The following is a 14177-nucleotide window of genomic DNA, read 5'->3' as shown; positions in this document are numbered from 1 at the left end:
GGTGAACTTAAATCGACGACACCGCCTGTTTTTTTCCATGTTTTGGCCGCATGATTAGCTAACTTAGCTAACGTTTTGGTACTGGAAATTCCCACGCCGATGGGTAAATGGGTGCGTTGATATACCGTTTTTTTAATATTCAGACCAAGTTCCTGCCATGTCGTTAACGCGTCCATGCCTTCTACAATTCCAAAGCATTCGTCTATGGAATAGATTTCAATTTTTGGCACTAAACTGGCCATCACTGAAGAGAATCTATCCGAAAAATCGGCGTACAGTGGATAATTGGAAGAAAATACCGTGACGTTTTTTTGTTTAATTAGCGATTGGATTTCAAAAAATGGCGCCCCCATTTTTATATAACTTTTGCATTCTGCTGATCTTGCAATTACGCAGCCGTCATTATTACTCAATACAATCAAAGGGTTGCTAGATAAATCTGGCCTAAACACCCTTTCGCAAGATGTGTACATTGAATTGACATCAGCTAACACAAACATGATTATCACCGACAGGTATGCACGGCATAACGAACGACACCGAAAATTTTTACTTCCGTATCGTCATTGATGGGAATAGCAGGAAACTGACTGTTTGCAGGTATGAGCGCTTTAGTCGGTGTGATTTGCAGGTACTTACAGGTGAATTCGCCATTGTATTCAGCAACCACTATTTCCCCATGACGCGCAATAAGATGGCTTTCGACAACCAATAGATCACCGTCAAAAATTCCCGCATCCTTCATCGAATCTCCTGAAGCACGAAGAAAATAGGTACTTTCAGGATATCGAATTAATTCAGCATCGAGGGATAGCCTGCGCTCAATGTGATCTTGTGCAGGACTGGGAAAACCACAGGCAATCAAACTTTCAAAAATAGGAATTTGCATAGCACACCGACACTGTATATATAACCAGTATAAATATACTTCATCTTTTCAAACTATACAAATACCAATCTCTTTTATTTTATCCCTTACACTTCACTAATGACTTTTGGTGGTAAATCAGGGATTGTATCTTGCTTTGTTGCATCCCATGACCACCAACCTGTTTCCCCATATTGCTCATTGTAAAACTGAATTTTCTCTTCTCGCCTTTCCAGATATTTAGCGTGATCCATACCAAAAACTTCCATTGGTGTGTTATCTGAAGCCGTATCAGTTAAAATAAAATCAGGTAACACGCCTTCCGATAAATCATAGCGCAGTGGTTTTATGAAACATCTTTTTTCTTCATACAGTTTTTCTTCAAGCTTCTCTTCTAGCGCGGAATCAATAGGAATATAACGTTTTGTGACGGCCATTAACTGCATAGATATGACTTCAACCATAGAATTATTAGCAGGTGGTTCCGTTTGAATAATAGCGATGACTTTTTTCCCGTTTTTCCAATGAGATAGTTCTCTGGCAAAACTGCGTTGCGTTTTATCAAATACCGCATTTCCGATTTCTAATGTTGGAAAACCATAAGGGCTTGAAAGAAGAAGCCGCCCTGACTTAATGGAGTTAAATGCTTTTTCGTGGTCAAAAGGAAGAAAGGAAATGATGATTAAGCGCTGATTGTTTTTTTTCGCATTATTGACGCGATTTTTGTTTATCTTGGCCTGCTCTTCGCCTTTATTAGCATTGAGTAAAAGTACATTATGAAGAGCGTTTTTTCCGACTTTGATGAGTTCAGCTTGCTGATTTAGTCTCTTTGCTAACCATTCGTATATGCGTTTTTTATCAAATTCGGGGCGCCATACATTGATTTTAGCCTTTTCCCACAAATAGTGAGTCAGCCCTAATAAGGTAATAACACGTCTTGAATGCCCCGCTTTAGCGCTGTTTTGGGCGTTTTTATTATCTTCTAGACTCGGATTGGGTTGAGTACTTATGCCAATGGGTAACTTAACTGTCACGGTATTATCTTTGTTTGCGACTAACACACCAGAGCAATACCCTTTCGCTAACACTGAATTTGTCCATGCGGAATAAAATCGACAATCCTGGCGGTGTTCAGAGCCGGTATGATCTCGTGCAGACAGCCAAAATTTATCTCTTTTCTCTGAATATGAAACTGTGAGTCTTCTTTTTATCGTTGTTTTATCCAGACTTTTGCACAAACATGTAACAACAACATGCTTATCTTTATGAGCATTTCTTAATGCTTTATACCAATCCAAATTCTCGATACTTTGCTCACTTTCCGTAAAAAGGAACTTTCCTCCTCCACCACTAAAGTGAACCCAATATGTTTTTTTATTCATTGCGTCACCTCAAACGGTGCCGAAGACGGCAATCATCGATATTTGCCGTCATTCAGCTTATTTAAACAGTTTCGCCGCATTTTTTACGCCAACACTCTTTTTAGGCGCATTTTCTGCATTTTCAATTGCTTCTTCACAACGTGAATTATCACCTTCCAATGAAGCATAAATAGCTCTTACACGCGTATTTTCAGATGGATTTGCCATTTCTTGCTGGTACACATCTTCTGTAATCGGAAACCAATGATCCGAATTTCCCATTTTATATGGATCGGGCTTTTTGCATTGGTATCCAATAATTTGGATATCACGCTTGCAACCCTCTGACGAAGCACTATCCTTTTCTAATGATGTTTCTGAAATAGCCATTTTTAACACACGCTGTAACTCAGCGTCTGAGCCATGACTATTTATAACCGCTAAAAGAAGATGAGGTAACGACGGATCAAGTTGCCCCATACCTTTTAATAGCAAAAGGGCCTCTCTAACGCATTGTGACCGGTTTTTCTGTTCCGCTAAGTACGCTAATAATTCCTGCTGTTGTTCATCTTCTGAATTTAAATAGTAATATAACTTATGGTTACTCATAAAAACTCACTTAGCTCGCAATTTGCGATAAGGCCATCACTAATGCTTGTTGCGGTTCATCCAATTTTTTGACGCGGTCATTTAAGGTACTCCAACGTTGCGCTAAGGCAGGGTAAATTAATTCTGCACCGCCCCCCGTTAAGTACAACCGATGGAATTGTGGATAATTTTCTTCAATATGTTCGATAATTTGATTAGCGGTATGTTTTATCGCAGTGTGCAGCGCTGCTTCAACACTTGCAGTTTGGCTTGGATCATTTATGTATTGCTTCCATTCTTTCCCCGCAAGCATATCCCTAATGAGCTTATCAGTATCGTTATAATTACTTGGTGTACCTGAAGCAATGAGTTGTTGCTGAACGGCCTTAATAATTGCCCCCGTACCAATGCTCGGTACACCACTTGTTTTGACAACAGATTCAAAACAGCCACGTACAAGCCCACAATCTAATGTCGTCCCGCCTAAATCAACCACGAGAGTCATATCTCTATCGGTCACGGTCTCTTCGGTCAAGTAGGGAGCGACTGCAGGAATTGACTCAGGGTAAACCTTCACGCTTTCATAGGTAAAAACATCTTTCCCTTGTAACTGAAGTGTGCGTTTAACATTGTCGATTTTACGTTGAACATTAACATCATTGACTTGATTGTCACTGGTGTAATATTCACTAATCGGTAAAGTGACAATTAAATGTATTGCTTGAGGTGTTAATCCAGACGATTGAAGTGCTTGTTGAATCCCCAGCGCATTCACAGGTCGATATTGATAATTAATATTCGTCGTTTTAATAATGTCTTCGTTATAGGGCGAATAGGAATACTTCTCTCCATCAATAGTGTAATTAAACGCTTCACCCGTAAAGCTGTTAGACCATCCGGAAATAAAACCATTATCTTTCACAATCGTTTGCAAATTTTTGTTTTCGTCAAAGTATGCCAATTTAATGGATGTAGAACCGTCGTCACAGAATACTGTTAACATCGTTATTTACCTCAGTGAGTAAAGAAAAAATAAGGCCGCAAGTAACCACTAATAGCGATTAATCAAACACCACCAACTTACCACCATAAAAAAATCAAGTCAATATATTTACCACCACAAAAGAGGTAAATTAAAAAATAAACAACCCATACACCCCTTTTACAGGGGTATTTTGATAAATTAAGTAAAATAAATAGGGGTAAAAAAGAGGTTTTAAGATAGTATTGAAAATAAACACACAAAAAATGAAGGTTCAATACCACTAAAATAAAATCAAATACCCCCACGAAACCCCTAACTATAAAAAATGAATGGGATGTTCTTCAACAATATCAAGAGTAAAAATTCGGGTGTAGATTTCAGTAGAACTGGAACGCTCATGCCCCAGATACGCTTGAATGACTTTTAGCGGAATACGATGAAATAATAAGTGCATAGCAAAACTATGACGAAAGGTATGACAACTGATCCCCTCAAAAAAGACGTGTCCCTGTGTTCGCGCTTGAGTCACCGCCTGATTGATCCAATTTCTTGCTGTATTGGTACTGTTCATATTCCACAGTAAGGTATCTCTTTTCAATTTAAAACTGGTGAAATACGTTTGTAGGTCATGAACATAAAGTGTATCAAACAGTGGTACAGCACGCTTGATGATTTCTCCTTCTCTTGGACGTCCCGCCGCGCGTTTTCGTTGTTTTAATGTCCGCAAAACAACGAAAGGTTTATCGCCTTCTAGATAAAAATCCCCTTTTGTTAAAGCAAGTGCTTCATTGATCCTTGCTCCCGTATTCCATAACGTTTTAATTAACATTAACTGTCTGAAGTCAGAAAGCATAGTAAGTAATAACTGAATTTCAGGAGCCAATAAATATTTAGGGCAATCTAAGCCCGCAGCAATCGCCATGTTTCGTAACTGCAATGCCTTTTCAAAGTCACATAACATGTTTGAGGAATTGGTTGATTGCTGAGATAACGTTGTCGAGCTTAAAATCTTGCGAGGAAAATGACGCATGACATTATCCTTTAAAATTAACATCACTAAATTATACACATAAAAACAATTAGTTAGATAGGATGATTAAACAAATAATTCGAGGTTAATTCCGACGGATTTAAGGTATAAAAAAACAGGGCCGAAGCCCTGTTGGGGGTTACGCGCCCATTTCATCGAAAAGTCCAAAGTTTGCTCTTAGCCCTGTAATATCAAGGGCTACAGGCGATATCTTATACGGTAGCATTAACACTCGATGCTATTACATTGAAAAATTAAAATTTAGAAACCCTGCCGTCTAAGGATATATTAGTAAAACTTATTGCCGATATGAAAATTACGGTAAGGGCGTTATTACGAAAAAATGTTGAGCCGTATGAGCAATTAATTGATTTTATGTTGCAGTACCCAATACTGATTAATAGACCGATTGTTGTTACACCAGTAGGAACTAAGCTTTACCGACCTTCAGAAGTCGTTTTGGATATATTACCTCATTCGCAACAACGTGAATTTATCAAAGAAGATGGCGAGGTTATTGTTGATAAACAAGGCATCAGAGTAAAGTAAATCTCTGACGATATTTATCATGATGAGCGTACCGATGTATGGCATCAGTACGCTCATGTTAATCCGGTACTTGCTTAAGGTCGTTGATATTGGTATTTTAAAAAAAACATACTATTCATAGGAACAGCTGATCATATTATGCGCCTTACGCCACCCTGAGATACCTCCTTCCTTTTAGGTTGATACTAAATCAGCCAATTCCCACATCCCTTCTTTGGGATAATTTCGTTTATTTAAAATATAATCTCCCATCTTGGGATTGATAGATTACAAGGTAGTCTAATATGCTTTTGTCCTCCACTCGTCAGGACTGGCTGGGTAATATCCGTGGGGATGTCCTAGCCGGTATTGTTGTTGCTTTAGCGTTAATTCCTGAAGCTATCGCTTTTTCAATTATTGCCGGCGTCGACCCCAAAGTGGGGTTATACGCCGCATTTTCTATTGCGGTAATTATCGCTTTTATCGGGGGGCGCCCCGGCATGATTTCCTCCGCAACGGGTGCAATGGCACTTTTAATGGTCGTTCTGGTGAAAGAACATGGCCTTCAGTACCTATTAGCTGCGACGGTATTAACTGGGATATTTCAAGTTATCGCAGGATATTTAAAGCTCGGTAATTTAATGCGGTTTGTTTCACGCTCTGTCGTAACGGGGTTTGTTAATGCGTTAGCTATCTTGATTTTTTTAGCCCAACTTCCAGAGTTAACCCATGTAAGTTGGTATGTTTATGCGATGACCGCGGCAGGCTTAGGGATTATCTATCTGTTTCCATTAATCAATAAGACCATTCCTTCACCATTAGTGTGTATCGTTGTATTAACGGTAATTTCAATTAGTCTGGGTCTTGATATCCGCACAGTCGGTGATATGGGCGTTTTGCCTGACAGTTTACCCATCTTCCTTGTGCCTGATATTCCCTTGAATATCGAAACGCTACTGGTCATATTACCCTACTCACTAGCGCTTGCCGTTGTTGGCTTATTGGAATCGATGATGACCGCAACGATTGTGGATGATTTGACCGATACAACCAGTGATAAAAATCGAGAATGCAAAGGGCAAGGTATTGCGAATATTGCCACTGCCTTTATTGGCGGGATGGCAGGATGTGCGATGATTGGTCAATCCATCATCAATATTAAATCGGGTGGCCGAGGCCGATTATCTACGTTGGTTGCCGGTATTGTTTTATTGTTAATGGTGGTTTTTCTTAATGATTGGGTATCAAAAATTCCAATGGCGGCGTTAGTTGCTGTGATGATTATGGTGTCAATTGGAACCTTTTCTTGGCGCTCCCTTGCTGATATACGAGTTCATCCGCTATCAACCAGTGTCGTTATGATAGCCACCGTCATTGTTGTCGTTTGGACCCATAATCTGGCTTACGGGGTACTTGTCGGAGTGCTCATCACAGCGCTTAATTTTGCTAATAAAGTCGCGCGATACATGACAGTTACATCAAGCAGGGATAAAAAAGCACGCCATTATGAGGTTCGAGGACAAATTTTCTTTGCTACATCGGAACGCTTTGTTAATGCTTTTGATTTTAAAGAAGACATTGATAAAGCGATTATCGATATGGATCATGCTCATTTTTGGGATATCACCTCCGTCAGTGCGTTAGATAAAGTGGTGATTAAGTTTAGACGTGAAGGCATTGATGTTGAAATTAAAGGGATGAATGAAGCCACTGCAACATTGGTTGATAAATTTGGTATTCATGACGACCCGAAAAAAATTGAAAAATTCATGGGAGGTCATTAATTATGGCAGCAGATATCATTCAAAAAAATTGCGTAATTGGGTGTATTGACCGTTCGTCTTCGGCAATTGCCGTTTGTCAGGCCAGTGTCTGGATAGCCCAAACACTCGACCTACCACTGACACTGTTACACATGAATGAAAAAATCTCGACATCAGCACACCATGATTTAAGTGGGATCATAGGATTTGATACCCGAGAAACTTTATTGAATGAACTCGTGGATATTGAGGAAAAGCGAGCGCGTTTAACCCGTGAGGAAGGCCGACAATTATTGATGAGAGCAAAAAAAATCACTCAAGATTTAGGTCTTCATGATGTTAATACACTTCAGCGACAAGGAACGTTAGCCGAAGTACTAAATCAAGAAGATACGCATATTGTTGTACTCGGTCGTCGAGGCGAGCAATCTGAGTTAACGGGTCATATTGGCCGTCAACTCGAAGGCATTATTCGACTTCAAAAAAACTCAGTGCTTATCTGTAAGCGAAACTTTACCCCACCGAAAAAGATGATGATTGCATTTGATGGCAGTGAGGAAGGTGAACGAATCATTCATCGGTTAACACAAGTGAAATTATTAGCCGATAGTGATTGCTATCTGGTGATGTACGGTAACCAAGACTGTCAGCTCAAAAAAGCACAAAACCAACTTCATCAAGCCGGTATTCAGGTGAAAGCCAATTTACTTGAGGGTGACAATAGCATCGTTGATGAGTTGTGTAACTTTGCAGTACAACACCATATTGATTTGATCATCATGGGGGCTTTTGGTCATTCGCGATTGAGGCAATTTTTTACCGGAAGTCATACGACAGAGATGATACATAAAACGCCCGTGTCATTACTCATCATTCGTTAGTTTTTTCGTCTATAGTCATTATTACCAAGAGAGGTGACTCGCTTTCGTCACCTCTCTATCATAATAAGTGGCTACGATTTATCGACAATATGAATAAAATGAATGTGTTTTTCATATTGATCGAGGATATCATGAATAATCTGCGCTTCACTCCATCCCATAATATCGTAGTCTTGCCCACCTTCCTTTAAATAAACTTCAGCGCGGTAGTATTTCTGAGACTCATTATTTTCATCATCATCCATACCCACTAATGCAAAAGAAGGCGTCAGATAGTCCCGTAATCGTATTTCATAGAGAAAATTGAAGTTCTCACCAAATTGTACTTCAAGAGTCACCCTATCGTCTTTCTCATTATGGATAGCGGCCTCGGTCCCCTGCTTTTCCAACTCAGTGACAACAGATTGCATAGCAGGCTCAATCACTTCAGTCATGAAACGTTTAACCTGATTACGTTTAGGAAAGAAAGCTATTTTACGTAATCGACGCTCCCATGATAACCCCCCACGTCCGGTATTCGGTGCTAAGGTAGCGAGCTGTTGACTGTCTTTTTTATACACATCAATCCGTAAAGCTTTTAGCAATCCGACAATAGCAATCAATAAAATAATCGCAAAGGGGAGTGCGGTCGCTATCGTCATGGTTTGCAATGCCGTTAATCCGCCGGCCAGTAAAAGTGTGATTGCAACGGCCCCCATCAAAAAAGCCCAAAAGATACGTTGCCAAACAGGTGTATGTATTTCCCCCCCAGAGGCCAATGTATCGACAACCATCGCCCCAGAATCCGCAGATGTCACAAAAAAAACAATGACCATCAACATAGCGACAAAAGAAAGAACAGATGAAAACGGAAAGTAATTTAAAAATTCAAATAAGGCGAGAGCAACATCTTTTTGAACGACTTGCGCCAACATTTCTGCCCCATTATCACGGATCAAATGGATGGCACTATTTCCAAAAAAAGTCATCCAAAGCAGTGTAAACCCAGCAGGAACAAACAAAACACCTGTAACAAACTCACGAATAGTACGGCCTCGAGAGATCCTCGCAATAAACATGCCCACAAAAGGGGACCATGAAAGCCACCATCCCCAATACAATAATGTCCATCCCCCTAACCATTCACTCGATTGCGGCTCATAGGCATAAAGATTGAAGGTTTTATTGATGATATCTGAAAGATAAGCCCCGGTATTTTGGACAAAAGATTTAAGTAACAGTACTGTCGGGCCTAAAATCCCAATTAATAATAATAATAAACCCGCTAAACTGAGGTTGAGTTCAGAGAGAATTCGTATGCCTTTATCTAAACCACTGACGACTGATAACGTCGCTAATCCCGTGATCACCACGATCAAAATTACTTGCATCGTTGGACTGACAGGAAAACCAAATAAATGTGCTAATCCTGCGTTGACTTGCAAAACACCAAATCCAAGCGAAGTTGCAACGCCAAAAACGGTGCCAACAACAGCAAAAATATCAACGGCATGTCCCATTGGGCCATAGATACGTTCACCAATGATGGGATAGAGAGCTGAACGCAATGTAAGCGGTAAGCCATGTCGATAACTAAAAAAAGCGAGAATTAAGGCGACAATGGCATAAATCGCCCAAGCATGTAAGCCCCAATGGAAAAATGTAATTTCCATTGCTTCTCTTGCAGCTTGAACCGTTTGTGGGTCTCCAACGGGGGGAGCAAGATAGTGCATCACGGGTTCTGCGACCCCGAAAAACATCAGTCCAATGCCCATTCCAGCAGAAAACAACATAGCGAACCAGGAAAGATAACTAAATTGCGGTTGAGCATGATCTGGACCGAGTTTGATTTGGCCAAATCGAGAGAGCCCTAAATAGGCGACGGTCAATAAAATTAATGCGACGGCCAGAATATAAAACCAACTGGCATTCTCAAAAAGTTGAGCTTGTAGGGTTTTTAACAAAATTTCAGAACGTTGAGGAAAAATAGCGGCTACTGCAACGACACATAAAATAATAAAAGCGGAAACAAAGAAAACGGGCGGATTTATCTTCCCCCACGTTTGAGACTTTTGTGGTGATGATGACATTCAATCTCCCTTTTAATGCGTGCTCATGATTGTCATGAAGCTCGGTTTATGGTGATAAATATAAGTTATTGAATTAAAAAGTATCCAATCACTTGTTTATACTTAAATATCTCTCTCATGTCATTCCAAGCGGTATGACTATAAACTTGCTCAACGAATAGAGGGACATTTATTGTACTATTTTCATCAATTTTGATACTTTCGAAATAGTATGCCGCGAACAACCTATCAGGTTTTCTATTTGGCTATAGCTTTTTTTCTCCATTAGAAGGCCTTCAATTTTTTGGTGTAATATCTTATTGACCGGACGGCCTTTATACTTCCCTTCTTGTTTGGCTTTTTGCACTCCTTGCGCTTGACGACGCCGTCTATCTTCGTAATCCTTTCTTGCAACCGCTGCCAGCATGTCTAACATCATACTGTTAAGGGCTGCAAGCATTCGTTCTGTAAATTCATCGGTGCGACTCATAAACTGGTAACTGGTTGGCAGATCTAAAGAAACGACCTTTAACCCTTTATGTCCAATGAGATATTTTAATTTTTCCCAGTCATCGGTATTCAAGCGGCTAATTCTATCCACTTGTTCAACTAAAATAATATCTCCGGGCATGGCCACATTGAGTAAGCGAAAGAGTTCAGGTCGGTGAAGCTGAGCGCCTGACTCATTTTCTTCAAACCAGCAGGCAATTTGTAGCCCCATTCCTTCAGCAAATTTCAACAGTTCATTTTTTGCTCTTGACGCATCTTGATCATACGTAGAAGCACGTAGATATCCATAAATTCTTATATTTGTCTTCATCGGTGCACTATACATTGGTGTTGTTATGTCGGTGCATTATACATCTGTTTTTCATACTAACTACACTAGATTTCACTTAGTGTAGTTAAGGTAGACTTAAATTGCACCTTTATGTCGATTGAGCACATCACCCCATTATATGATGTCATCTATTTTTACTGGATAAAACATGACTACAATGAAAGAAATTAAATCAGGCCGTATTCAAATTTTGACTGAACAGGAAATTCATGAGCTCTATTCACGTCCAATATTTAATCAAATTGAGCGTGAAGAATACTTTTCATTAGATCCGAGTATGAAAAAAATCCTCACTAAAATGAGCAAAATTGAAACGAAAATATATTTAATTCTTCTGATCGGTTATTTCCGTGCTAAGCCTGTTATTGCTCAATTTAAGCTACGAGAGGTTAAACACGATGTTGACTACATTTATGCGACTCATTTTCCAAATAAAAAACCGAAATATCCCTTTATTGCTAAAAGTACTCGTGCAACATTGATCGCGAAAATGTATGAAATACTCGGTTTTTCGCGGCTATTAAAGCGAGATAAACAAGCTTTGATAGAGCGCTTAAATGATGTTGCAACAATCTGCACATATCCCAAATATATTTTTGATGAATGCCTCGCTTTTTTAGGTCAAAACAGAATAGGACTGGTTGGCTATTCCACTTTACAAAATATAATTACCACGGTTTTAGCTAATGAGAGGCAACGCACCGAGGTAATCCTTTCAAATAGCATGCCTCCAATAATACATAAAAAATTAAAGAAGATACTGCATACAAAAGGGGTATTAAATAGTCTATCTGGCCAACAAGGCGCAGCTAAAGACTTTACACCGACAGAGCTCGCAAGTGAAATTGAAACGCATAATACCATAAAAAGTGTTTATCCCGATGTAAAACGTCTCGTTGGTGAATTAGGTTTATCGTTAGGTAACTTAAGCTATTATGCATCGATTATTCGGCATCAATCGATTTATAAAATTCGCCGATTCCCCGAATGGCAAGGGATGTTATATTTGGTTTGTTATTTATTTTTTCGTTACCAAGAAACCAATGATAAATTGGTAACAGCTTTTTTGTATGTGACTCGGAAACAGAGGGAAGCGGCGAGTACTTCCGCTAAACTACGTATAGCGGAAGAGTTGGAAATTATTCGAGAAAAGTTAACGTATGCGGGTAATGTTTTACAACTCTTTGTTGATGAAACCATCAGTGACGATACCCAATTTGGTGATATTCGTCAAAATGCATTTGCAATGATTTCTAAAGATGAAATACAACTAATAAGCAAACATCTTAATAAAAATAACTTTGATAAAACCCATTATGAGTGGCTTTACATTGATACACAATACAGAAAAATTGCGAATACAATGAGGTCGCTTTTTCTCGCTATTGATATTGAGTGTGAACCTGGGTTGGAATTGCTGTCTTCTCAATTGTTAACAGCAAAGTCAGAACTTCAAAAAGATAAGCACATTTCTACCGTTGATCAGCAATTACTGCTAAAAAATGATAAACCTTTTCTCGTGATAGATGAAAAGGTTAATACACGGAGATTTGAATACTATTTATATCAAAAAGTGGCTCGAATGATTGAAAGTAACAATATTTACATCAACGAAAGCGCCAATAATAAGCGTTTAGACGATGATTTAATTTCAGCCATCGATTGGAAAAAAAGCCCCATTATTATTCAAAAAACAGGGTTAACTCGTCTCAATACGCCGATAGAACAAACGCTTTCGGAATTAACGCAAAAATTGAATGACCAAATGAAGCAGGTTGGACGTAATATTCATGATGGAGCGAATGATTTCGTGACACTTCAGCCACGATCAAACCAGTTAACATGGAAACTGGCGAATAAACGTTGGAAAGATGATCTTGATAACCCCATATACAACCAGCTCCAACATATGGGGATCATTGAAATTATGGACTATGTTCATCAAAACACAGGCTACTTAGATGCGTTTAAAAATATCGCATCAAAAAAGAAAAACACTAAGGCTAAAGAAGGCGATTTACTTGCCTGCATATTTGGAAATGGTTCAAACTATGGTGTTCACCATATGTCATCAATATCAGATCGTGCTATCGGTGTGCTTAGAGCCGTTAATGACGGCTATATTCGACCTGAAACAACGAGTGAAGCCAATGATATGATATCTAATGCTTTAGCAAAACTGCCGATTTTCAACTATTATATGATTAACGAAAGTGCCCCATTCGGGAGTATTGATGGCCAAAAACATGGTTGCCGAATCAATACATTTAAAGCCCGATTTTCAGCCAAATACTTCCGAAAAGGGAAAGGCGTATCCGCACTTACATTAGTTTCAAATCATGTACCAATCAACACGAAAGTGATTTCAGCCAACGAATATGAAGCGCATTACGCATTTGATTTACTGTATAATAATACCTGTGATATTCAACCCAAAACATTAGCCACGGACACGCATGGGGTTAATAACGTTAACTTTGCTATCCTTGACCTCTTTGGGTATCAATTCGCCCCTCGATATGCAAAATTTAAACACGTTTTTAATGAATTGTTTGAAATTGAGCTTGATGAAGTCGTTTCTCTGAAACTTAAAAAATCGCTCAATTTATCACTCATTCAGGAGGAGTGGGAAAATATTCAATGGATAATTTGTTCATTAAGCCGTAAAACGACAACACAAAGCACGGTGATTACTAAGCTTTCTAACAGTAAGAAAAACAATCGCACCTTAGCGGCTCTTCGTGAATATGACAGATTAATTAAGTGCTTATACGTTCTCGATTATGTTGATGACAAAATGCTCAGGCAGTTTGTCCAGCAAGCACTTAATCGGGGTGAGGCTTACCATCAATTACGGCGTGCAATCGCATCAATTAATGGTAATCAATTTAGAGGCGGCGATGATTACCAGATAGAACAATGGAATGATTGCGCTCGTATCATTGCTAACTGCATTATTTATTATAATTCCGCATTATTATCCAGTTTGATTGAAAAATTTGCGCGTGAAAATAATCAAGAAGCAGTAAATATGATAGCTGAGTTATCGCCTGTCGCATGGCAGCATATACAGTTGGCCGGTAATTACACCTTTGGCCTTAAAAAAGATAATATTGTTCTGGAAAGATTACTGGAAAATTTAGATCCTCTCATTTCAGAAGAATCATTAAGCTTAGCGGCATAGTCTATCAATAATATTAAAATGCACATCGTCTGTAGCCCTTGGTATCAAAGGGCTATGAGAAAACTTTGGACTTTTCGATGAAATGGGCGCACAACCCCTG

General features: G+C 39.1%; 11 protein-coding genes and 1 pseudogene. 4 read left to right on the top strand and 8 right to left on the bottom strand.

Annotation, left to right across the window (positions count from 1 at the left end; genetic code table 11):
- The 6 genes from ACIPUA_RS06965 to ACIPUA_RS06940 form a co-directional block, all read right to left on the bottom strand.
- On the bottom strand, nt 1-500 hold a 500-nt coding region (locus tag ACIPUA_RS06965; RefSeq protein ID WP_449059488.1), incomplete at its 3' end, for a Y-family DNA polymerase.
- Between the two features lie 5 nt (nt 501-505).
- A complete protein-coding gene (umuD, locus tag ACIPUA_RS06960; protein WP_449059487.1) occupies nt 506-889 on the bottom strand; it encodes a translesion error-prone DNA polymerase V autoproteolytic subunit in 384 nt (127 codons plus the stop codon).
- 86 nt (nt 890-975) lie between these two features.
- Nucleotides 976-2250: a DUF1173 family protein gene (locus tag ACIPUA_RS06955; RefSeq protein WP_449059486.1), complete on the bottom strand. Its 1275-nt coding sequence runs from the start codon at nt 2248-2250 to the stop codon at nt 976-978.
- Nucleotides 2251-2307: 57 nt separating this feature from the next.
- Entirely contained in the window at nt 2308-2838 is a 531-nt protein-coding gene (locus tag ACIPUA_RS06950; RefSeq protein WP_449059485.1) for a hypothetical protein, read from the bottom strand.
- A gap of 10 nt (nt 2839-2848) precedes the next feature.
- A complete protein-coding gene (parM, locus tag ACIPUA_RS06945) occupies nt 2849-3820 on the bottom strand; it encodes a plasmid segregation protein ParM domain-containing protein (RefSeq protein WP_336844962.1) in 972 nt (323 codons plus the stop codon).
- A 298-nt stretch (nt 3821-4118) separates the two neighbouring features.
- Nucleotides 4119-4832 carry a tyrosine-type recombinase/integrase gene (locus ACIPUA_RS06940; protein WP_449059484.1) on the bottom strand — a complete coding sequence of 238 codons (714 nt, stop codon included), beginning with the start codon at nt 4830-4832 and terminating at the stop codon, nt 4119-4121.
- A gap of 261 nt (nt 4833-5093) precedes the next feature.
- On the opposite strand from ACIPUA_RS06940, the pseudogene ACIPUA_RS06935 reads away from it, so the two are divergent.
- From ACIPUA_RS06935 to ACIPUA_RS06925, 3 genes and pseudogenes are all read left to right on the top strand, one after another.
- Nucleotides 5094-5381: pseudogene (locus ACIPUA_RS06935) on the top strand (ArsC/Spx/MgsR family protein); the annotation flags it as partial.
- 284 nt (nt 5382-5665) lie between these two features.
- Nucleotides 5666-7144: a SulP family inorganic anion transporter gene (locus ACIPUA_RS06930; RefSeq protein WP_283126848.1), complete on the top strand. Its 1479-nt coding sequence runs from the start codon at nt 5666-5668 to the stop codon at nt 7142-7144.
- 2 nt (nt 7145-7146) lie between these two features.
- Nucleotides 7147-8004, top strand: a complete 858-nt coding sequence (locus ACIPUA_RS06925) for a universal stress protein (protein ID WP_071548921.1) — start codon at nt 7147-7149, stop codon at nt 8002-8004.
- A gap of 71 nt (nt 8005-8075) precedes the next feature.
- Here the strand turns inward: ACIPUA_RS06925 and ACIPUA_RS06920 are convergent, their stop codons facing one another.
- Complete coding sequence (locus ACIPUA_RS06920; RefSeq protein ID WP_071548920.1) at nt 8076-10073, bottom strand: BCCT family transporter; 1998 nt, start codon at nt 10071-10073, stop codon at nt 8076-8078.
- 169 nt (nt 10074-10242) lie between these two features.
- Entirely contained in the window at nt 10243-10872 is a 630-nt protein-coding gene (locus tag ACIPUA_RS06915; protein ID WP_172412282.1) for a recombinase family protein, read from the bottom strand.
- Between the two features lie 169 nt (nt 10873-11041).
- On the opposite strand from ACIPUA_RS06915, the gene ACIPUA_RS06910 reads away from it, so the two are divergent.
- Nucleotides 11042-14077: a Tn3 family transposase gene (locus ACIPUA_RS06910; RefSeq protein ID WP_071548919.1), complete on the top strand. Its 3036-nt coding sequence runs from the start codon at nt 11042-11044 to the stop codon at nt 14075-14077.
- Nucleotides 14078-14177 lie beyond the last annotated feature (100 nt).

The sequence above is a fragment of the Providencia sp. AGC89 genome (assembly GCF_053543535.1).
This window is presented reverse-complemented; position numbering and strand designations above follow the sequence as displayed.

Bases quoted from the DNA above. Each gene is read 5' to 3' on its own strand.
- ACIPUA_RS06925 (WP_071548921.1), top strand. From the start codon at position 7,147: ATGGCAGCAGATATCATTCAAAAAAATTGCGTAATTGGGTGTATTGAC.
- parM (WP_336844962.1), bottom strand. From the start codon at position 3,820: ATGTTAACAGTATTCTGTGACGACGGTTCTACATCCATTAAATTGGCA.
- ACIPUA_RS06940 (WP_449059484.1), bottom strand. From the start codon at position 4,832: ATGCGTCATTTTCCTCGCAAGATTTTAAGCTCGACAACGTTATCTCAG.
- ACIPUA_RS06920 (WP_071548920.1), bottom strand. From the start codon at position 10,073: ATGTCATCATCACCACAAAAGTCTCAAACGTGGGGGAAGATAAATCCG.
- umuD (WP_449059487.1), bottom strand. From the start codon at position 889: ATGCAAATTCCTATTTTTGAAAGTTTGATTGCCTGTGGTTTTCCCAGT.
- ACIPUA_RS06955 (WP_449059486.1), bottom strand. From the start codon at position 2,250: ATGAATAAAAAAACATATTGGGTTCACTTTAGTGGTGGAGGAGGAAAG.
- ACIPUA_RS06910 (WP_071548919.1), top strand. From the start codon at position 11,042: ATGACTACAATGAAAGAAATTAAATCAGGCCGTATTCAAATTTTGACT.
- ACIPUA_RS06930 (WP_283126848.1), top strand. From the start codon at position 5,666: ATGCTTTTGTCCTCCACTCGTCAGGACTGGCTGGGTAATATCCGTGGG.
- ACIPUA_RS06950 (WP_449059485.1), bottom strand. From the start codon at position 2,838: ATGAGTAACCATAAGTTATATTACTATTTAAATTCAGAAGATGAACAA.
- ACIPUA_RS06915 (WP_172412282.1), bottom strand. From the start codon at position 10,872: ATGAAGACAAATATAAGAATTTATGGATATCTACGTGCTTCTACGTAT.